This is a genomic window from Pseudomonas sp. YNh, from assembly GCF_037993085.1.
Taxonomy (GTDB): Bacteria; Pseudomonadota; Gammaproteobacteria; order Pseudomonadales; family Pseudomonadaceae; genus Aquipseudomonas; species Aquipseudomonas putida.
This window is the reverse complement of record NZ_JBBMRJ010000033.1, coordinates 43,404-63,286: the sequence shown is the minus strand read 5'-3', so window position 1 is coordinate 63,286 and position 19,883 is coordinate 43,404. Positions and strand designations below refer to the sequence as shown.

The 19,883-nt window shown below is 63.0% G+C and carries 22 protein-coding genes and 1 pseudogene; 9 read left to right on the top strand and 14 right to left on the bottom strand.

Annotation, left to right across the window (positions count from 1 at the left end; all coding sequences use genetic code 11):
* The first annotated feature begins 7 nt into the window (after positions 1-7).
* The 3 genes from WF331_RS25025 to ku all read left to right on the top strand — a co-directional run bounded on the left by WF331_RS25025 (position 8) and on the right by ku (position 2,197).
* Complete coding sequence (locus WF331_RS25025) at positions 8-1,114, top strand: carboxylate-amine ligase (RefSeq protein WP_016486318.1); 1,107 nt, start codon at positions 8-10, stop codon at positions 1,112-1,114.
* Between the two features lie 99 nt (positions 1,115-1,213).
* Positions 1,214-1,351: a PSPA7_2676 family Cys-rich small protein gene (locus WF331_RS25020; protein ID WP_016486319.1), complete on the top strand. Its 138-nt coding sequence runs from the start codon at positions 1,214-1,216 to the stop codon at positions 1,349-1,351.
* Between the two features lie 9 nt (positions 1,352-1,360).
* Positions 1,361-2,197, top strand: coding sequence for a non-homologous end joining protein Ku (ku, locus tag WF331_RS25015; RefSeq protein WP_016486320.1), 837 nt, complete (start codon positions 1,361-1,363; stop codon positions 2,195-2,197).
* A 1-nt stretch (position 2,198) separates the two neighbouring features.
* On the opposite strand, the gene WF331_RS25010 is transcribed toward ku, so the two are convergent.
* From WF331_RS25010 to ligD, 5 genes are read right to left on the bottom strand one after another with little or no spacing between them, the layout of a single operon-like run.
* Complete coding sequence (locus tag WF331_RS25010) at positions 2,199-2,861, bottom strand: glycosyltransferase (RefSeq protein WP_016486321.1); 663 nt, start codon at positions 2,859-2,861, stop codon at positions 2,199-2,201.
* On the bottom strand, positions 2,858-3,457 hold the full coding sequence (locus tag WF331_RS25005) for a class I SAM-dependent methyltransferase (RefSeq protein ID WP_340623379.1): 600 nt from the start codon (positions 3,455-3,457) through the stop codon (positions 2,858-2,860). Before WF331_RS25005 ends, WF331_RS25010 begins: the two co-directional genes overlap by 4 nt.
* Complete coding sequence (locus WF331_RS25000; protein WP_016486323.1) at positions 3,454-4,224, bottom strand: PIG-L deacetylase family protein; 771 nt, start codon at positions 4,222-4,224, stop codon at positions 3,454-3,456. The genes WF331_RS25005 and WF331_RS25000 overlap by 4 nt, the downstream gene beginning before the upstream one ends.
* Positions 4,221-5,246: an acyl-CoA dehydrogenase gene (locus tag WF331_RS24995; protein WP_024717784.1), complete on the bottom strand. Its 1,026-nt coding sequence runs from the start codon at positions 5,244-5,246 to the stop codon at positions 4,221-4,223. The genes WF331_RS25000 and WF331_RS24995 overlap by 4 nt, the downstream gene beginning before the upstream one ends.
* Positions 5,243-7,708 carry a DNA ligase D gene (gene ligD, locus WF331_RS24990; RefSeq protein WP_054888250.1) on the bottom strand — a complete coding sequence of 822 codons (2,466 nt, stop codon included), beginning with the start codon at positions 7,706-7,708 and terminating at the stop codon, positions 5,243-5,245. The genes WF331_RS24995 and ligD overlap by 4 nt, the downstream gene beginning before the upstream one ends.
* A gap of 155 nt (positions 7,709-7,863) precedes the next feature.
* Between ligD and WF331_RS24985 the strand changes: the two genes are divergently transcribed.
* Both WF331_RS24985 and WF331_RS24980 read left to right on the top strand, forming a co-directional pair.
* A complete protein-coding gene (locus tag WF331_RS24985; RefSeq protein WP_054888251.1) occupies positions 7,864-8,325 on the top strand; it encodes a hypothetical protein in 462 nt (153 codons plus the stop codon).
* Entirely contained in the window at positions 8,322-8,552 is a 231-nt protein-coding gene (locus WF331_RS24980) for a metallothionein (protein ID WP_016486327.1), read from the top strand. The genes WF331_RS24985 and WF331_RS24980 overlap by 4 nt, the downstream gene beginning before the upstream one ends.
* 97 nt (positions 8,553-8,649) lie before the next feature.
* Here WF331_RS24980 and WF331_RS24975 read toward each other — a convergent pair whose 3' ends face one another.
* The 5 genes and pseudogenes from WF331_RS24975 to WF331_RS24955 form a co-directional block, all read right to left on the bottom strand.
* A complete protein-coding gene (locus WF331_RS24975) occupies positions 8,650-9,078 on the bottom strand; it encodes a hypothetical protein (protein ID WP_016486328.1) in 429 nt (142 codons plus the stop codon).
* A gap of 27 nt (positions 9,079-9,105) precedes the next feature.
* A complete protein-coding gene (locus WF331_RS24970; protein ID WP_024717783.1) occupies positions 9,106-10,065 on the bottom strand; it encodes a lysylphosphatidylglycerol synthase domain-containing protein in 960 nt (319 codons plus the stop codon).
* Positions 10,065-11,256: pseudogene (gene clsB / locus WF331_RS24965) on the bottom strand (cardiolipin synthase ClsB). Before clsB ends, WF331_RS24970 begins: the two are co-directional and overlap by 1 nt.
* The gene (locus WF331_RS24960; protein WP_054888252.1) at positions 11,253-12,026 is read right to left on the bottom strand and encodes an endonuclease/exonuclease/phosphatase family protein; all 774 of its coding nucleotides are present in this window, start codon (positions 12,024-12,026) and stop codon (positions 11,253-11,255) included. Before WF331_RS24960 ends, clsB begins: the two are co-directional and overlap by 4 nt.
* A complete protein-coding gene (locus WF331_RS24955) occupies positions 12,023-12,943 on the bottom strand; it encodes a DUF72 domain-containing protein (protein WP_016486332.1) in 921 nt (306 codons plus the stop codon). Before WF331_RS24955 ends, WF331_RS24960 begins: the two co-directional genes overlap by 4 nt.
* A gap of 164 nt (positions 12,944-13,107) precedes the next feature.
* Here WF331_RS24955 and WF331_RS24950 point away from each other — a divergent pair, with 164 nt between their 5' ends.
* Both WF331_RS24950 and WF331_RS24945 read left to right on the top strand, forming a co-directional pair.
* Positions 13,108-13,488, top strand: coding sequence for a low affinity iron permease family protein (locus WF331_RS24950; RefSeq protein ID WP_016486333.1), 381 nt, complete (start codon positions 13,108-13,110; stop codon positions 13,486-13,488).
* Positions 13,489-13,578: 90 nt separating this feature from the next.
* Positions 13,579-13,743 carry a DUF6021 family protein gene (locus WF331_RS24945; protein WP_176393845.1) on the top strand — a complete coding sequence of 55 codons (165 nt, stop codon included), beginning with the start codon at positions 13,579-13,581 and terminating at the stop codon, positions 13,741-13,743.
* An 84-nt stretch (positions 13,744-13,827) separates the two neighbouring features.
* On the opposite strand, the gene WF331_RS24940 is transcribed toward WF331_RS24945, so the two are convergent.
* The 4 genes from WF331_RS24940 to WF331_RS24925 form a co-directional block, all read right to left on the bottom strand.
* Positions 13,828-16,272, bottom strand: coding sequence for a TonB-dependent siderophore receptor (locus WF331_RS24940; protein WP_016486334.1), 2,445 nt, complete (start codon positions 16,270-16,272; stop codon positions 13,828-13,830).
* Positions 16,273-16,410: 138 nt separating this feature from the next.
* Positions 16,411-17,367, bottom strand: a complete 957-nt coding sequence (locus tag WF331_RS24935; protein WP_054888254.1) for a FecR domain-containing protein — start codon at positions 17,365-17,367, stop codon at positions 16,411-16,413.
* On the bottom strand, positions 17,364-17,870 hold the full coding sequence (locus tag WF331_RS24930) for a sigma-70 family RNA polymerase sigma factor (RefSeq protein WP_016486336.1): 507 nt from the start codon (positions 17,868-17,870) through the stop codon (positions 17,364-17,366). Before WF331_RS24930 ends, WF331_RS24935 begins: the two co-directional genes overlap by 4 nt.
* Before the next feature lie 162 nt (positions 17,871-18,032).
* Positions 18,033-18,572, bottom strand: coding sequence for a type 1 glutamine amidotransferase domain-containing protein (locus WF331_RS24925; RefSeq protein ID WP_016486337.1), 540 nt, complete (start codon positions 18,570-18,572; stop codon positions 18,033-18,035).
* 167 nt (positions 18,573-18,739) lie between these two features.
* Between WF331_RS24925 and WF331_RS24920 the strand changes: the two genes are divergently transcribed.
* Together WF331_RS24920 and xth are read left to right on the top strand one after the other, a co-directional pair.
* The gene (locus tag WF331_RS24920; protein WP_016486338.1) at positions 18,740-18,982 is read left to right on the top strand and encodes a hypothetical protein; all 243 of its coding nucleotides are present in this window, start codon (positions 18,740-18,742) and stop codon (positions 18,980-18,982) included.
* Positions 18,979-19,776: an exodeoxyribonuclease III gene (xth, locus tag WF331_RS24915; protein WP_054888256.1), complete on the top strand. Its 798-nt coding sequence runs from the start codon at positions 18,979-18,981 to the stop codon at positions 19,774-19,776. Before WF331_RS24920 ends, xth begins: the two co-directional genes overlap by 4 nt.
* The last annotated feature ends 107 nt before the right edge of the window (positions 19,777-19,883 follow it).

The following is a 19,883-nucleotide window of genomic DNA, read 5'->3' as shown; positions in this document are numbered from 1 at the left end:
TAGCGTCGTGGCGCGGCAGTGCACGTTTGGCATCGAGGAAGAATACCTGCTGGTGAAGCTGGCCACCGGGCAGGTCATGGCGGCTCCGTCAGCAGCCGTGGCCCGCTGTTGTCGGGACGCGTTGGGCCCGTGGTTCGCCGAAGAAATGTTCCATAGCCAGATAGAGATCGCTTCGCCGGTTTTCGACACGTTGCACCAGGCGCGTGAGTTCTTTGGCGAGCGGCGACAGTGCCTGGCCCAGGCGCTGGCCAACGAGGGAGCGGGGCTGTACGGCGCGGCGAGCCACCCCAGCGCCCAGTGGCTGCGTCAGCGCCCACGTGGCTCCCCGCACTATCGCCAGTTGTTCGACGATTACCAGCTGGTGGCCCGGCGCAGCCTGTTGAATGGCCTGCACGTGCACGTCGGCGTACCGGTGGGCATTGATCGGATGCGGGTGATCAATCGGGTGCTGTACTGGCTGCCCTTGTTGTTGGCGCTCAGTACTTCGTCTGCGTATTGGGGCGGTGAGGATACCGGCTACATGAGCTATCGCCGCGCAGTGTGCGGGGAATGGCCGCACATGGGGCTGCCAGAGCCGTTGCCGGACTGGAGTGCCTACCAGCGCTACCGGGCATTGCTGCAACGTACCGGTAGCCTGGCCGAGGACGGTGACTTCTGGTGGGCGATCAGGCCCTCGCGGCGGTTTCCGACGGTCGAGCTGCGTATCTGCGATGGCTGCCCGCGGCTGGAGGATGCCCTGGCCGTTGCCGGCCTGTTTCGCCACCTGGTCGAGCAGGCGCTGGCCCGCCACGATGACCCCGCCAGCCGCGAGATGCGCTGGGTCACCCAGGAAAACTACTGGCGCGCCCTGCGTCAGGGCCGCCTGGCCACCTTCATCGGTGTCCACGCGCAACAGCCGGTCAGCGCCGAGGGCTGGCTGATGCAGTTGCAGCAGCAGTGCCCGGCTGACACCGCCGATGCCGAGCGTTCATTCATCCAAGCGCGGCACATCCTGCGCGAGGGCAGCAGCGCCGATCGCCAGCGCCAAGCCTTCGTACTGGCCCGTGAACAGGGCCTGGATAACCGTCAGGCGATGCGCGCAGTGTACGGGCAAGTGATGAGTGACTTCCGGTAGGTGGCCTGATGGCTGCCCGGCAAATCCGGATAAACCTTCTCGGCGCCGCGCAGTCAGTCACAGTAAGGGCCTGTATTTCTCGGGCCAGGGAGGTGGCTGATGAAATTCGTCTGCCTGCTGCGAGGCTGCCAATGGCGCAGCCTGTTGGTGAGTGAAGTCGCCGGCCTTCACTGCCAGTGTTGCGAACGCTGTGGCGCGTTGCGCTACAGCCATCCCGGCCAATCTTTCGATGCATAGGAACCGACCATGGCGAGGGCAATCTGGAAAGGCGCGATCAGCTTTGGCTTGGTGCACATCCCCGTCTCGCTGAATACCGCCGTGCGCAGTGAGCGAGTGGACTTCGACTGGCTGGACAAGCGCAGTATGGAGCCGGTTGGCTACAAGCGGGTGAACAAGGTGACCGGCAAGGACATCGACAAGGAGCACATCGTCAAAGGGGTGGAGTACGAAAAGGGCCGCTACGTGGTGATCAGCGAGGAAGAAATCCGCAAGGCCAGGCCCGAGGCGACCCAGACCATCGACATCTTCTCGTTCGTCGACGCCGGCGACATTCCGCTGCAACAGTTTGACACCCCCTACTACCTGAGCCCCGATCGTCGTGGTGGCAAGGTCTATGCCTTGCTGCGCGAGACCCTGCACAGCACCGGTAAGGTGGCCTTGGCCACCGTGGTGCTGCACACCCGCCAGCACCTGGCCCTGCTGCGCCCGCTGGAAGATGCACTGGTCTTGATCACCCTGCGCTGGCCGGAGGAGGTGCGCGGGCTGGATACGCTGGAACTGGACAAGAGCGTGACCGAGACTAAGGTCGACAAGCGTGAGCTGGACATGGCCAGGCGCCTGGTGGAGGACATGAGCGGGCAATGGACGCCCGATGAGTACCATGATGCGTTTCGCCAGACCATCCTCGACCTGGTGGAGGAGAAAGCCAGCAAAGGCAAGATCGAAACCGTGGACAAAGGCGAGGGCGCGACGGCTGAGAAGGGCGCCGACATCATCGACCTCACCGAGCTGCTTAAACGCAGCCTCGGCGGCAAGACCAAAGCGAAGAAGCCGGCGGCCAAGCGACCGCGCAAGGCTTCATGAGTTACGCAAGCGGTCCCCCCAGCCCCTTGAGATAGTCCCCAAAGCCCTCGCGCGCACGGCTGTCCACCCGGCTGCTGGTGGCCACGCTGTGCGCTGCGGTCCAGACGATCTGTGCGCCGCTGGCTTCCAGGGCCAGCACCAGTTGCACATCTTCATGCGCCGGCAATGGCTGGAAGCCGCCCACGCGCTCGTAGGCCTTGGCGCATACGCCGAGGTTGGCGCCATGGATATGCCGATGCCCTTCACGGGCCTGATAACGGCTGCGGTACAACTGGCGTAACGCTGCGTTCTGCCAAGGCTGCCAGCGTTCGATGTGCACCGTGCCGCACACCGCGTCCGCGTGCCATTGCAGCTGTGACACCAGCCAATGCCTGGGCACGCGACTGTCGGCGTCGGTGAAGGCCAGCCACTGGGCACCGCGCTCGATCATCCACGCCGCCCCCAGGCGCCGGGCGATGCCGACGTTGCCGGCCTCCAGTTCCAGGGTATGCACGCCGTGGCGGCGGGCGATGCGCGCGCTGGCGTCGACACAGCGATCGAGCACCACCAGCACCTCCACCGCCAGCCCAGCCCCCTCGGCGTGTGCCACGGCCTGTTTGACCGCAGTCAGGCAGCGCCCCAACCGGCGCGCTTCGTTGTGCGCGGGGATGATGACGGCGATCATGGGCAGATCTCGTCAAGGTCCACGACGCTGGGCTTACACGACCAGTATTCGAGCAGGAAATCCGCCTCTTCGTGGCGCAGCACTGGGTAAAGTGGCAGATGCCGGGCCAGCAGGGCATGCACCTCGCGGCCATCCTGCGGGCAGCCGGCGATGGGATGGCGCCAGTGGCAGGCCAGCAAACCACCGTCATACGCCAGGCTGGCCACCGACTGCTCGATCACCTGCAACCAGTCGGTGGGGTCCAGGTAGTAGCCGATCTCACTGAACACGATCAGGTCAAACTGACCGCCCGGCCAGTCGCCCGGCAGGTGGCCCTGTTCGACATGGGCGTGGCTCACGCCTGCAAGCCGTTGACGGGCCAAGGCCACAGCGGTCGCGTCGATGTCCTGGCACGACAGGCTGGCGCAGCGCTCGGCCAGCAGAACGCTCAGCTCGCCGTTGGCGCAGGCCGGCTCGAATACGCGCTCGTAGCATTGGCGCGGCAGGCTGGCCAGGGTCAGCTCGCGCTTGCGCCGTTCGTACCAGCGGGTACGAAAGGCCCAGGGGTCATCGTTGCCGGCGTACAAGTCGGCGAAGTACTGTGCGTCCAGGCTCATGTTGCCTCCGTTGACAGAAAGAGCAGCTCGAATGGTTGCAACAGGCAAGCCTGCAGCTGTTCCGGCACAACCGGTGGGCGATCACCATCAGGCTGCAACTGGCTGGCATGTGCAGCGAGGGCTTGGCGCTTGAGCGCCAGGTGCTCATCGCACAGTTGCACGCGGTGTGCGCGGGGCCAGGGCAGGCGCGGGTCGTCGGGGCTTGCCCAGTGCCAGGCCCAGACTGGGGCCTCAGCGAGTTGTACACGCCTGGTCTGGGCCGCCTGGGCACAGGCGCGACCTGCTGCTTCGTGGTCGCAATGGCCGTCGCCGCGCCACGTGGTCAGCAGCAGGTCGCCAGGTTTGAGCAACTGGTTCAGGTGGTTGACCAAAAAGGCTTCATCGTGGGGCAGCGCGCCATCCTTGAGGTTGAGTCGTCGCCAGTCGAGGCGGTTGAGGTCCAGCCCAAGCAGTTGCAGGGCATGGCGGCTTTCCAGTGGGCGCTGATGGCGCAGGCGGCGCTCTGGCCATTGTGAGGAATGCGGGTGGCTGCCCTCGCCATTGGTGGCAGAAAGAAGCAGCACGTCCTGTTCTCGTCCCTGGAAGCTGGCCAGCAGCCCGCCGGCCATGAGGATTTCGTCGTCCGGGTGCGGAGCCAGCAGCACCAGGCGCCTCCCGGGTGGGCACAACTGCTCGGGCAGCGTCCAGCTGGCGCGGGCCAACTGAGCAGAATGCTGCCAGGCGCTCCACGGTGTGCCTTGCGCGGCCTGTATCAAGTTCTGGCTCATAGTTGCCATGCTCCCGCCGGCAGGCCGGTCAGTTGCCGGCCCAACTCGGCCAGGTCGCGTTCGGCGTGGCTCTGGCGTATGTATACCGGCAGGTCGGCACTGAGCCGGGCGAAATGGCTGCTGCAACAGAACGGCGTGGCACCGAGCGCCCGGCCGGCATGCTGAATGACCTGCTCGACCGCCTGCTCGACCTGGGCGCGGGTGCGCCGCACCTCGAAGCTGGCGTCATCCTGAGGGTGAAGGTCGATCCAGGTGGCGCATTCGCGAAGGGCGGCACGGGCACCGTACAAGGCTGCATCGACTGCGCCCAGATGCGCATCGGCATGCGGGTCGCGCCGGGGTTTGCGGCACTGTTCGTGAAGGTACCCGGCCAGTGCCTCGGCGGCGCCATACCAGCAAGCGGCGATACCCGCGCCGCCTTGCCAGAAGCCAGGACGGGACAGGTACTGGCCGGGCGAACCGATGGCCAGCCCTGGCGAGTCGTCGAATTCGATCACAACGCTGCGGGTGGCGGCCATGCCTACGGCCTGCCAATGTTCGGCCAAGATGCGCTGGCTGGGATGAGGCAATTCGATGGCCACCAACTGAGGCTGGTCGTCTTCCCAGGCCGTCAGCAGGGCACGGTCGACCTGCAACGCGCCCGAACACCAAGCCTTGCGGCCTTGCAGGCGCACGCGTTCACCGTCCCGCTCGACAATGTATGCCCGGGCATCTGGCGGCTCGGCGGCCCACACGCCCCAAATGCCGTTGAAGGCATGCTGGGCGGCGCCGCATTCGGCGAGGATTGCCAAGGCGTCGGTATGGCCTTCATAGAGTTTGGCCAGGCTTAGATCGTAACCGGCGACCCGCGCCAGGACGCGCCAGCGTTCGAGCGTGCAGCCCTGGCCGGGCAACGGGAGTACGTCGAGCCGGTCGCCCTGCAAGGCCTGCATCAGTTCTATTAGCGAAGCGTCGCGTTCGATGGCCTGCGAACGGTGAGCAAAACGGTGTAACAACGAATCGAAGTGGGTCAGTTCCATCATGCAATTCCCAACTGCTTGCGCATACGCAACGTGATCGACTGGCGTGTCTTGCCCATTTCGGCCCACGGGTCTTCGACCTGTGCAAGCCGCGTGTGAAGGTTGCCGATGTTCCACTGGTTGGCACCCTTGAGCTGGCTCAGTTCCTCACGCCAGATCGGCACCGACACCGGCAGGCCCTCGCGGGCCCGCAGCGAGTAGGCGGCGACGGTGGTGGCACCCTTGCCGTTACGCAGGTAGTCGATAAAGATCCGCCCGACCCGGTTCTTCGGCCCGGACACGGCGCTGAGACGATCAGGGAACAGCCCGGCCATGTGATTGACCAGGGCATGGCTGAAGTCCTTCACCTCGTCCCAGCCAGCGCGTCGGGTCAAGGGTACGACGAGGTGCATGCCCTTGCCGCCGCTGGTCTTGAGAAACACCTTCAGGCCCAGTTCGTCGAGCAGGGTAAGGGTCAGCTGGGTGGCCTCGAGCATGGCTTTCCACGGCAGCGCCGGGTCAGGGTCCAGGTCGAGGACAAAGCGGTCGGGTTTATCGAAATCCTTGGTGGTGGCATTCCAGGTGTGCAGTTCAAGCGTGTTCATCTGCACCGCGCCCAGCAGGCTTTCGGCGCCGTTGAGCACCATGGCCGCCTGGCCGGCCTGGGCCTTGTTGTAGCTGAGCACCTTGGGAATATGCAGCTGGCCGGCGTTTTTCTGAAAGAACAGTTCGCCGCTCAGACCATCCGGGGCGCGGACGAGGGCTACAGGTCGGTCCTTGAGCTGGGGCAGCAGCCAGTCGGCGACCTGAGCGTAGTACTGGGCGACCTCGCGCTTGGTGGTGCCCGTGGTTGCGTCGACCACGCGGTCGGGGTGGGTCAGGCGCAGGGTGCCCAGGTTCTCGGGTTCTGTCTGTGCTGCGCGCTTGGTGGGCATTGCTCGCTCCAGGTCGATGGCGGTGGCAGGTTTATCGTCACGCAGGCCGTGGAACACCGAGTGACGCACGATGCCTTCGCGGGTCATCTGGGCATAGGCGACCTCTGCCAGCAGCTGTGGCCTGAGCCAATGCACGCCGCGGGCTTCGGCACCGGTAGGTGGTTTCGGCAAGGGGGATCTGTCGGTTTGCAACGGCTTGAGGCGGGCGTGAATGCTGTCCAGGGTGGCCGCGCTGAAGCCCGTGCCGACCTTGCCGGCGTAACGCAGCTGGCCGCTGTCGTGGTCGTGCAAGGCCAGCAGCAGGGCGCCGAAGCCGTTGCGGCTGCCCTTGGGGTCGGTGTAGCCGACGATCACGAATTCCTGGCGCTGCTTGCACTTGAGCTTGACCCAGTCGCTACTGCGCCGGCCAACGTAAGGGCTGTCGGCACGTTTACCGATCAAGCCTTCGAGTTCCAGTCGGCAGGCGCTGTCGAGCAGTGACTCGACGGGCTCCTCAAAATCGGCGGAATACCTGAGTACCTGCGATGCATGGCCTTCCAGCAACCGGGCGAGGGTTGCACGGCGCTGTTGCAGCGTCAGTGCTCGCAGGTCCTCACCGCCCAGCCAGGGCAGGTCGAACAGGTAGTAGGTGATGCGCTCGTCATGCTCGGTGTCGAAGGCGTTCTGCAAAGCCTGGAAGTCGGCCACGCCGTTGTCGTCGACCACTACCATCTCGCCGTCCAGCCATGCCGAGTCGAGGCCCAGGGCCTTGAGCGCCTCGACCTGCCGGGGCATCTTCGCACTCCAGTCGTGGCCATTACGGGTAAACAGGCGTATGTCGTCACCGTCGATACGCGCCAGGATGCGGTAGCCGTCGAACTTGACTTCGTAGCGCCAATCGCCGCTTGGCGGGGAATCGACCAACGTGGCCAGTTGCGGCTGGAGTATATCCGGCAGGGCTTTGCGGCCGGCTCGCTTGTGCCTGGTGGTGGTCGCCTTGGCCGGGCTGCGCGGGGGCAGGGTGCGCTCGCTCAGCACGCTGTCCGGCAGGGCCTCGACAATGCTGTAGTCCGTTTCACTGCGTGCCTGCCCATCATGGGACTTGACCAGCATCCACTGCTCTTTCTTGCCGGCCAGGTGAGTGCGGAACAGGTTCCAGACCCCTGACAGTTTCTCGCCCTGCAGGCGAAAGCGCAGCTTGCCCTTTGCATAGGCTTCGCGCGGGTCGCCCTCGGGCTCCCACACACCCCGGTCCCAGACAATGACATCGCCGGCGCCGTAGTGGCCTTCAGGGATGCTTCCTTCGAAGTTGGCGTAATCCAGCGGATGATCCTCTACATGCACTGCCAGGCGCCGGACCTTGGGATCCAGTGAGGGGCCCTTGGGGATGGCCCAGCTCTTGAGGGTGCCGTCGAGCTCCAGGCGAAAATCGTAATGCAGGTGGCTGGCATCGTGCTTCTGGATGCAGTACTGCAGCGCATGGGCCGAGCGGGGGCGGGCGCGTTTACCAGCCGGCTCGGGCGTGGCATTGAAGTCGCGCTTGCGCTGGTACTCCTGTAGGGGTTTGGCCATGACGGGCTCCGGAAGGGTTCGCGGGTCTCAGGATTGGGAGGCGGCGGTGGCGCGAGGAGTTCAAAAAATGCGAGGGGTGGGGGGCTGGCAGAAACTCTGAATCATTTGCCGCTGGGGAGGATCGACCGAGTGAAGCCCACAGACGGAGAACGTTCATGTCCACACCCGATGACCCAAGACCGCCCATTGAGATCGACGACACCGAGGACCGCATGGGCAGCGTCCACGAGCTGGATTTCAGCGAACGCCGCGATGAACGCCAGGGGCGTGTCGGCGACGAGCGACCGGCGCGGGAGATCGCCGAGGATTATCCGCCCCGGCGTGTCGCCGAAAGCGGGATGACCGGCGGCGAGGCGCTGAGCGACAGCCTGCACGAGGACAATGTCACCCTCGATGACCTGAGCCCCGATACGCTGCTCGATGAGACCGGTGCCCGCGATCCGGATGAGCCTGGCAGCGGCGGCCCGGCGGACAAGACCTTGCGCCAGGTGCAGGCCCACGAGATCGGTGGTGGGTTCGGCCTGGACGAGGCCGAACTGGCTCGCTCCGCGCCGCTGGACGGCGAGCTGTGGACCGATGACGTGGTACCCGATGACGAAGGGAGAGAGCCGAGATGAACGAGCAACGCTGTTCCTGCACCCATTGTTCTTGCACAGTGGATGCCAATGCTGTGGTCCAGGATGGCAAGGCCTATTGCTGCGAAGCCTGTGCGAAGGGCCATCGCAACGGCGAGCCCTGTCGTATGAGCGACTGCAAGTGTGGTGAGTTGGCTGAGTCGAAAGAATCCAATGTCGATAATGCACTGGATGAAACATTCCCGGCGAGCGATCCGATTTCGCCATGAGGCCCAGTGGCTGACAGATGTGAGACGGGAGAGCGACAGGACGTTGTTCAGATCATGTGGAAACTCACCCGTCACGCATCTGGTTTGAGTTACGCCCTCAATGGGTCTGCCAGACACCGTTGTTGCGTTCGCAATCGCTACGTGCCTGGCCCAAGCCAGGGGTGTCGTAGTAGTAGGTGATGATCCGCGCATCCTTGGGTAGTGCAGGGCGGGTGGCAGGCTCATCACGCCCAGCGGCATCGGGGTTGGCCAGCGTCTCCTGCGTCAGAGGCGCGATGCAGCTGCCAACGCTGCCGTCGGGGCAACGCTCCACCCGACGCTTCTGGCTGTTCAACATTTCCTTGCTTTCGTTGCTGCACGACCAGGCAATCGCCTCAGCGGGCATGTTGCCGTAGCTGTAACAGGTGTGTTGCTGCACCGGTTTGACCGCCTCGCTGGATGAGCGGGTGACCACGTCGCAACCTTCGGCCAGCACCTGCCCGCTGCTCAGGGTGCCCAGCATTGCCATGTACAGAGCGAATCGCATGATATACCTCCCGGGCACCAGGGCCCGTCAGCGCTTGTCGAGGGCTGCCCCGGCCTGTCTGCGCAAGGCCTTGGCACGCTTTTCGAGGATCAGGTAGGTCACCACCGCCATTAGCAGCGGGATCAGGTAGTACAACGTCCGATAGCCGAGCAGTGCGGCCACCAGGGTGCCTTGGCCTAGCTGGCCGTGGAGCAGCGCCAGGAATACGGCTTCCAGTACGCCGAGTCCGGCAGGAATGTGAGCGACCACGCCGGCGACGCAACTGATCAGCAACACACCCAGCACCGAGGGATAGAACAGCTCAGGGGGCAACAGCAGGTGAATCAGCGCTGCCATCAGCGCCCAGTTGCTTGCGCCCAGCGCCACCTGGCAGAGGGCCATACGCAGGCTCGGCAGAGTGACTTCGTGCCCGCGCAGCGCCCACGTGCGCCGCGTGGCGAAGGCACAGGCGCACAGGTATGCCAACGCTACCGCCACCATCAATACGCCGATCAGGCGCAGGCCGCTGGCACCCACCGCCCAGCTTTCCGGCAGTTTCACAAAGCCCAGGGCGAATACCGTACCGGCCAGCAGCAGGTAGCCCATCCAGTTGGTCAACAGCCCCAAGGTGATGATGCGGGTGATGGTTGGGGTATCCAGGCCCAGCCGGCTGTACAGGCGATAACGCAGGGCAACGCCACCGACCCAGGTGGTGAAGTTGAGGTTGAACGCATAGCAGACGAACGCTACCGGCAGTACCTGTCGGGCCGGCAGGTGGTGGCCTGTGTAGGCGCGGGCGAGCAGGTCGTAGCTGGCGAATACCAGGTAGCTGCACAGGGCCAGCAGCAACCCCAAGGCCAGGGTCGAGGGCCGGTACGCCAGCAGCGACTGGCGGACTTCGTTCCAGTCCAGGTTACGTGCCAGGGTGAACAGCAGTACCGGTATCAACACCAGGAACAGCACGGTCAGCAAGCGCTTGCCCCAGGTCTTCCAGCGTGAAGTGGCCATCATGTCTTGCCCCCGTGGTAGTCGGCCGGGGCCTTGCAGCGACTGCAGGCGCTGCCGGTGCGCCGGAAACCAGCCGGCGATCCGCGGGAAATAGCGCGTGATGTGGAAGCCCAGAAAGATCAGCGGGGCACGCCACCAGTAGCCGCGCACCATGCGCTCCAGCGTCACGGTCTTGCAGTGCTCCCGGCTCAGTTCGGTCAAGTGCTGGTACAGGTGTTCGTTGAACGCGGGGTCGCGAATCAGCAGGTTGGCCTCAAGGTTGAACGACAGGCTCAGGGGGTCGAGGTTGCTTGAGCCTACGGTGGACCAGTCATTGTCCACCAACGCAACCTTGCCATGGAGCGGCCGCTGGCAGTACTCATGGATGCGCACGTCGTCGCGCGACAGGTAGTTGTAGAGCAGCCGCGAGAGCGCGCGTACCCAGCGCATGTCCGGTTGCCCCTGGAGGATCAGCGTCACCTCGACCCCGCGCCGGGCGGCGTTGCGCAGTTCGCGCAGCAAGCGGTAGCCCGGGAAGAAGTAGGCGTTGGCCACGACGATACGATGCCTTGCTTCACGGAAAACCTGCAGGTAGCAGGCTTCGATATCGTTGCGATGGCGCTGGTTGTCGCGCTCCACCAGCACGGCGCTCGTCGGGCCTGAAGCGATGCCGCCCGGCTGAACCCTGCTGGCGGCATCCAGCACCGGTGCGAGCATGCGGCAGGAAGAAGCATGCACCTGGGCCACCACCGGGCCGACGACCTCCACGGCGTAGTCCTGCTTGGCCTGTGGGCCGAAGTCATCCAGGTGGTCGGCACTGTAATTGATGCCGCCAATGAAGGCGCGTTGCCCGTCGATCACCAGGATCTTGCGGTGCAAGCGGCGAAACAGGTTGGTGCGCATGCCCACCAGCCGTGGTCGCGGATCGAAGGAATGGAAACGCACCCCGGCCTCGGTCATCGACGAGATGAAATCGTCAGGCAGGTCGGCGGTGCCGTAGCCGTCCACCGCCACCTCGACCCGCACCCCGCGCCGCGCGGCATCGATCAGGGCGTGGCGCAAGGGTTGACCGACCTTGTCGTCGTAAATGATGAAAGTTTCCAGGAGGATTTCCTCGCGTGCCTGGGCCATGGCCTCGAATACGCGGGGGTAATACTGCTCGCCGTTTATCAGCAACTCGACGCGGTTGCCGTCGCACCCATTCAGTTTCATAGCGTCACCTGCGCCACCAGCGGGGCATGGTCGGAGAGGTGGGACCATGGGTATCTGGACAACACCCGTGCTTCGCAAGCTTGTGCGTTACGCAGGTAGATGCGGTCCAGCCGCAGCATCGGCAAGCGCGCGGGAAAGCTGCGTGCCGGCTTGCCGAAAGCTTCCACCAGGTGGCCCGACAGCCGCGCATCTGCTTTCAGGCGCCAATCGTTGAAGTCGCCGGCGACGATGACCGGCTCATCCGGCGGCAGGCTGTCCAGCAATGTCAGCAGCAGGCCGACCTGACGCTGACGATGCTCCTCACGCAGGCCCAGGTGTACGCAGACGGTGTGCACCTGTTCATGGCCCGGCACTTCCAGCTGGCAATGCAGCAGGCCCCGTTCTTCGTTGCCATGGACCGAAACATCCAGGTTGTCATGGGCACGGATGGGGAACTTGGACAGCAGGGCGTTGCCATGGTCGCCATGGGGGTAGACCGCATTGCGGCCATAGGCGAACTGCGGCCACATGCTGTCGGCGAGGAATTCGTACTGGGGTGTCTGTGGCCACTTGGGATGGCGCTCGGCATGATGGTGATGAGTGCCGTGCACCTCCTGGAGAAACACCAGGTCGGCGCCGGTCGAGCGTACCGCCTCGCGCAGCTCCGGCAAAATGAAGCGGCGGTTGAACAGGGTGAAGCCTTTGTGCACGTTGAGGGTCAGTACCGTCAGGCGATGTACGGCGGTGACCTTGTCGATGATGCAGCGGGGGGCGGGCAGTGTCGGGTTCATAGCGGCTCCTGCGGCTCGACGCCTGGTTCGGTCACCAACTCGCCGTCAAGGCCTAGCTTGTCCAGCAGGCGGCGGGCATCGTAGGGGGCGTGGACTTTCTGGTCGTTGTCGAAGTAGCAGTAGACGTCACGGGAGGTGCGTTTTGCCGGAGCGCGGCGCACCACACGCTGAGCATCCTCAGGCTGGCTGCCCGCAGCCCAGGCCTGGATGCGCAGGCGCCAGCGGCGCAGCGCCCTGGCCGTGTAGCCGCTGCTGTACAGTTCGACATCGCCATGCAGGCGCAGGTACACGAACTCGGCCGTGACCTCTTCGACATAGGGCCATTTGCCGGCGCTGTCGGCGACCACCAGGGCAACCTTGTGCTTGCGTAGCAGGTCGATGAAGGTGTCGCAGAGGAAGCTGGGGTGGCGGATTTCCACGGCGTGGCGCAAGCGCGCATTACCCGGCACGGCCGTGCCGCCGTTGCCTTGCAGGCGTTCGGCGGCGTGGTGCGCAAGGCTGCGGGCGGCTTTGCGGTCGCGTGGCAGCTTGGCCAGAAAGTCGCTGAAGCGCTGCGCGTCGAATTTCAGATTCGGGGGAAACTGCCACAGGAAGGGGCCCAGCTTGTCACCCAGCAGCAAGGGGCCCGACGCGAAGAAGTTGGCAAGCGCCTCGTCGATTTCGCGCAGCCTGCGTACGTGGGTGATGTAGCGCGGCGCCTTGACAGAGAACACGAACCCCTCCGGTGTCTCGTCACGCCACTTGGCATAGCGCTCGGGCGTTTGCAGTGCGTAGAACGAACCGTTGATTTCGATGCTGTTGACTGCCCGCGAGGCAAACGCCAGCTCGTCGTCCTGGCGCAGCCCCTCGGGGTAGAAGTCCTTGCGCCATGGGCCATAGCGCCAACCGGAAATTCCGATGCGGATCTCGCTCACCATAAGTCCCTGCGCTCCTGTATGTAACAGTAGCGACAGGAACCGGGACCGGATTGTTCAGTGCGATTGACGAGTGGATGGCCATGCAAAAGGGAACTTTACCGGTGTTGCAATCCTCCACCGGATGCCTGGGTTCTACTGAGGTACACCATGAAGGAGGCTCAGCCATGAAGTTTGATCGGTTTGCACAATGGCTAGCCAACCATAGCGGGCGGCCGTTGACGTTCGTTATTGCCTTTATGCTGATCATTGCCTGGGGCGTAAGCGGGCCCTTGTTTCATTTCAACGACACCTGGCAGTTGGTCATCAATACATCGACCACGATCATCACGTTCCTGATGGTGTTCCTGATCCAGAATACCCAAAACCGTGATAGCGACGAGTTGCACATCAAACTTGACGAACTGTTGCGCACTACCCAACGGGCGCACAAGGCGTTGCTCGACCTTGAAGATATGGGGCCAGCTGAACTCCATGCGCTTCGTAAGCGATACCAGCAACTGGGGGAGCACGACGAAGCGGGGCCAGGCAGGGAGGACTCCCATTGACGTGTTCAAGATCAAGCCACGACATTGTTCAGACAGGGCAAGGCCGTGACGGTGAACAAACCACATTTCTCACACTTCGGAGACTAGATGATGAACAAACCCGACGATCAGCGGCAGAAAGGCCCCCATTCTTCCGATCATGCAACAACTGATCAGGACTTGGGTTTCGACCCGGACTCCCCTGATCTGGACGACCCTCAAGTGGACCCCCAAGGCCCCGCGAAAGCACCAAGGGACGTGGAAAAGAAACCGTGAGCCAAGCTACCGTGGACGCATGTCTGCCGCACATGGCATCCATCTGTTGCCCCGGCTGTTCAAGAGCCGGGGGCAGCACAGCTATCAGAATGTGTACTTCAGCGACAGCATCAGGTTGCGTGGCTCACCGTAAACGTTGCTCGGCACCGCGACAGAGTTGCTGAGGGCGTTGTAGTACTTCTTGTCGAACGCGTTGTTAAGGTTGACGCGCGCATCGATGTGTTCGGTCGGCTTGAACCCCAACATGAAGTCCACCAAGGTGTAGCCATCCTGCTCGATCATGAAGGTGGTGTTCTTGTTGTAGATTCGATTCTGGTGATAAAGGGAGGCTCCGACACGCCACTGGTTGTATTGACCCGGCAGTGTGTAGGACGTGCTCATCTTGAACAGATGGCGGGGTATGTCGGTGTCGAACAGACGGCCCTCGTTTTCTTTCTTGGTATCCTTGACATACTTGGCCTCGGCAAAAGTATAACCGGCAGCCAGTTGCCAATCAGGCGTCAATTGGCCCTGTACCTCCAGCTCTATGCCCTTGCTGCGCACTTTGCCTGCCGCCTCGTAGCACGGGGTAGTCGGGGCAGTAGGGCAACCGTCGGTAAACGATTTCGCACGGTTTTCCTGGTCGATCTGGAAGAGGGCAGCCGATGCGTTCAGTGCCCCGTCGAAGTATTCACCCTTGATGCCCAGTTCATGGTTTTTTCCGGTGATCGGCGCAATGATGTTTTCGGAAGCATCCTTGTAGTTCTGGGGTTTGAAGATATCGGTGTAGCTCACATACACGCTGTGATGCTCGTCGATGTCATAGATCAGGCCGGCGTACTTGGTGACATGCCGGGTGACTTTCAGCTCGCTCGGGGCGGTGCTTTTGTAGGGCGAGGTGGTGGTGTTGTCGTACCAGTCCAGGCGGCTGCCCAGGATCAGCTTCAGCGGGTCGGCCAGGCTCAGGCGTGTGGTGGCATAAACGCTGTTGAGCTTGGCGTTGGTGTTCTGCCAGCCGTACTTGTCCTGGCTCGGCGGTTTTGGTGTGGCGCCAGCATCCCAGTTGTAGAGGTCGATGTTGCTGTTCAGCAAGATGTTGTAGGGCACATCACCGTTGAACACCACCCGCCGGTGGCTGGCGCCGACCACCAGTTCGTGGTCTCGGTCCATCAGGCGAAACGGGCCGCTGGCATAGGCGTCGAAGCTGTTCTGGGTTTCCCGATAGTGCCCCGCGCCGACGAACTGGTTATAGGCCTGGGTGGTGGTGTTAGCGACCAGATAGGTGCCCAGCATGTCGAGGTCGGCCCAGGTTTTGGTGGCCGAGAGGTTGAGCTTCCAGCCATTGTCCAGAATGTGGTCCAGTGCCGCGTAGGCAGAGGTGCTGGTCTTGTCCCAATACTCCCAGTCGCTGCTCAGCGAAGTAGAGCGTGACAAATGCAGGTCGCTGCCGTCAAAGCCCACCGGCAGGCCGGTCCAGCCGTTGCCATTGTTGTTGTCTTGCTGGCGCGATGCACTCAGGGTCAAGGTGGTGCTGTCGTCCAGGTCGGCCTCCAGGATGCCGTAGAACAGGTTGCGTTCGTTTTCCAGTGTGTCTCGGTAGCTGTTGCCGGTCTGATATGCCGTCACCATTCTGCCGCGAACGGTTCCGCTGTCGTTGAGCGCGCCGGAGACATCGACCTCGGTGCGGTAACGGTCCCAACTGCCCATGCTGCCTTCGATGCTGGCCTGGAACTCGCGCGTCGGCCGCTTGCGGATCAGGTTGATCGACGCCGCAGGGTTGCCCGCACCCTGCATCAGGCCGGTGGCACCGCGTACGACTTCGACCCGGTCATACATGGCCATGTCGGCCGACAGCAGGTCCTGGGATACCTGTGAGCTGTCCAGGCTGGTGGGCAGGCCGTCGTACATGATGTTATCGAGGGAAAACCCCCGGGCGTAGTACGAGGATCGTTCGGGGCCAGTCCGGCGCAGGGTGAGCCCAGGAGTGTTCTGCACCACCTCGTTGAGGTTGGCGAGGTTCTGGTCCTCGATGCGTTGGCGCGTGATGACCGTGACCGATTGTGGCGTCTCGCGCAGGGACAATGGCAGTTTGGTCGCCGTCTGCGCTGAACGTGAGGTGTACGAACCTGTGCCTTCGGTGGTGCCAGACAGCAGTGCGCCGGTTACGGTAGTCGCCCCCAGTTCCAGGGCACCTTCGCTGTCCGCTGCCACTTCTATGATGTAGCTGTCCTCACCCTTGAGCACGCGCAGGCCGGTGCCGGTCAGCAACTGGGCGAGGCCATCGCTCACCGAGTAGGTGCCGCTGAGCCCCGGGGTATGCTTGCCAGCGGTCAATTGTGCGTCTGCGGACAGCAAGATGCCGGACTGGCTTGCGAAACGGTTCAGCGCCTGATCAAGGCCCCCAGCCGGGATGGCGTAATGGCGTGTCTGTTCACTTGCGTAGGCCAGTGCGGCAGGCATGGCAAGCAATAAAGGGGCGCCGCCGAGCAAGCTGGCAAGCAGGATGTGGCGGGTCAGCCGTGAACGGGTTGGCGTGGGCAGGTGCGACACTCTGAACGATCCTCTTGAGAAGGCTTGTTGATGGGTTTCAAGAGGTATCCCGTACAACTCGACCAAAACGACAACACCGCACAAACTCTTTTTTGCCATTCCAGGCTGGCAGCAAACGGCCAGCAGTCTTGTGCGTTTCTAAGCCGGGCTGACATTGACCCAGAAGCGCGTCAATCTCTGTATTTTTACGGGCAGCGACTGCTGAACTGCCATCAGCACGCGGTCGGTGTCTGCCAAGGGAAACACCCCCGTCAGTGGCAACTGCGCTACAGCGGGGTCGCAGCGAAGCACACCGGGACGATGGCGAGCCAGCTCGGCGACGAAGTGCCCCAGCGGCATGCGCTCGGCGATCAAGCGGCCGTCTAGCCAGGCGATGGTGTTGAGGTTGGCTGGCCCGAGGTCGCCGAGGCGATTGGCCGAAAACCAGCGACTTTGTCCTGCGTGAAGGCGGCTGGCGGGCGACTGCCGCGGACGCAGCTCCAGCTCGCCTTCAAACAGCTCGACGTGGCTGCCATCCTCACGCTGGTACACGGAAAAGCGTGTGCCCAACGCCTGGATTTCTCCCGCTGCAGTTTCAACGATCAGCGGGCGATGCGCCGGGTCATGACCACTTTCAAGCAACAACTCCCCAGCGAGCAGGCAAATGCGCCGTTCCGACGCGTTGTACCGGATATCAACCGCAGTGCCGCTGTTCAGGCTAAGTTGGCTGCCATCGTCCAGCGAGCGTTGCAAGCGTTCGCCAGTGCCGCTGCGCAGGTCTGCCGTGGCTTCGCGCCAAGGGGATTGTGAATGGACCAGATAGCCGCTCCCGCCGGCCAACAGCAGCGTGCCGAGCAGCTTGAGCGCCTGCCGACGACGTGCATCGGGCAGCTCGCGCAGCACCCCTAGTGCTGTATCCGCTGGGACACCGCTCAGGGTACTTTGCAGGCGCTCCAGGCGTCGCCATGCGCGATCGTGCTCCGGGTCCGCGGCGCGCCATTCAAGAAAGCGCTGCTGTTGCGCCGCTTCGAACTCACCGCTCCATTGCAGCATGAGCCAATGGCTGGCCTGCTCGACGATTGCGGGGGAGAGGGGGGCTTCGCTGACGTTCTTCATTCAGCGTACAGGACCTGATAGCAGGCAGTGATGGCGCGGAGCATGTACTTTTGCACCGAGCTGACGCTGACGTCCAGCCGCGCTGCGATCTGTGTGTAGGTCAGCCCTTCAAATTGCGACAGCAGGAATGCCTCGCGTACCTTTGCAGGCATCTTGTCGAGCATGGCGTCGATCTGCATCAGGGTTTCGATCACGATCGCGCGGGTTTCCAGTGACGGCGTTTCTGGCTCGGGCAGGGCGGCGATGCTCTCCAGATACGCTTGGTGGATACGCTGGCGACGCCACTGGTCTATGACCAGATTGCGGGCGATCTGCACCAGGAATCGACGGCCGTCGCGCTGTTCCGGCAGGCGGCGGGTTACCAGCAGGCGCAGGAAAGTGTCCTGAGCGATGTCCGCCGCCCGCTCGCGATCACCCAGGCGGTGGCGCAGCCAGCCTTGCAGCCAGCCGTGGTGGTCGCGATACAGGCTGTCGATGGGTTGCAGTGGGGCGTCGATGGGCACTTCACCTTTCCGCTAATCAGATGCATATGGGAATTAATCGCGATTGTAAGGTGGTGGGCCGGTTTTGCAAACCGTTGCAGCAACCGTCAGGTGATTGCATGCAAACGGCGCTGGCGTGTTGAACTGGCAAACCAGGTATTTGCCAGTTCACGGGTCGGGCAGCTAGCCAGCAAGGGCCCTGATCAATTGCTCGCTGAAGGCGGGGATATCATCCGGCTTGCGGCTAGTGATCAGGTTGCCGTCCACCACTACCTCTTCATCGACCCAGTCACCACCTGCATTGCGGATATCATCCTGCAATGTCTGGTAACTGGTCATCCGTTTGCCCTTGGCCAGTCCACTCGACACCAGCAGCCAGGCGCCGTGGCAGATCACCGCCAGCGGCTTGCTGGCCGAGTTGTGGCTTTTCACCAGTTTCTGGGCGCCAGGTATCAGGCGGATGGTGTCGGAATTCTGTACCCCACCCGGTAGCACAATGGCATCGTAAAGGTCGAGGTGGGCGCTGTCGAACGTCGCGTCCACCGCAAACTCGTCGGCCGGCTTGTCATGGTTCCAGCCGCGGACAGTGCCTTCCTTGTCACTCAGGATGTCGATCACGGCCCCGTTTTTCTCCAAGGCTTCACGCGGTCCGGTCAACTCCACTTGTTCGAAGCCATCGGTGACCAAAAAGGCTACGCGCTTGCCACTCAGTTTTGCACTCATCGTTCTATCTCCGTTTTCGCCAGGTGTGGATGTGGGACGTCTCGGAAGGGGGGAGAAGTTCCAATGCACTGCTTCAGCGGTAGGGAGGCTGACCGGCTGACCGTTGCAGTTGAACAATTGCGCGGGGCCTGGGCTCTCACTAGCAGGGATAGAACGAGGCGGCCGTCATGAGCATCGAACGCAGCATTCCTGAACTTGAAGCCTGGTACGCGCAGTACGACGACATCAGCTACCGGCGCGAATCGCCGGATGCCTACCACCACGAACTGGTTCGCACCGCCGAGGCGCTGCGGGACGACGGCGCGATTGACTGGGATGACTGGTTGGCGCTGAAGGCACTGGCCGACGAGGCACATATACGGGCACTGGAGGATGCCGTACAGGCTCACGTGAGCGACCCTGACGCATGAAAGCGCTGAAGATCGCCACCTTCAATATCAATGGCATCCGCAGCCGCCTGCCCGCGCTCTTGGCCTGGCTGGAGCGGGAGCAACCGGACATTGCCTGCTTGCAGGAGCTGAAGGCGGCCGATCAGCAGTTTCCGCGCCAGGCCATCGAAGCGGCAGGTTATGGCTGCCTGTATCAGGGGCAACCCTCCTGGAATGGCGTGGCGATCCTGGCGCGCGATAGCGAGCCGCTGGAGGTACGTCGCGGGCTGCCCGGCATGCAGGACGATCAGCAGAGCCGCTATCTGGAGGCTGCGGTGCACGGTGTATTGGTTAGCTGCCTTTACATGCCCAATGGCAACCCGCAACCTGGCCCCAAGTTTGATTACAAACTGCGCTGGTTCGAGTGCCTGATCAAGCATGCCCAAACACTGCAGGGCAGCAGCCACCCTGCGGTGTTGGCGGGCGATTTCAATGTTGTGCCGACCGATCTGGACATCTATAACCCGCGCTCATGGCTCAAGGACGCGCTGCTGCAACCTGAATCGCGGGCGTGTTTCCAACAATTGCTGGCGCAGGGCTGGGTCGATGCTGTTCGTCACCTGTATCCCGAGCAGCGCATCTACACGTTCTGGGACTATTTTCGCAATCATTGGGCGCGCAATGCCGGGCTGCGCATTGATCATCTGCTGCTCAACCCCAGTCTCAGCCCTTATCTGAAGCGGGCGGGTGTGGATGCCTGGGTGCGCAACGAAGCCAAGGCCAGTGATCATGCACCGGTCTGGATCCAGTTGAGCGGGCGTCGCCAGCAGCGCTAGCTGCCAGCGCAGATGCCCGCTGGAACGGGCGGATTGGAAAGGCCTCTGGGCACACATCGGGAAAGTTACACGCACTTCACCTCATCGCGTTCATCTTCAGTCATCAG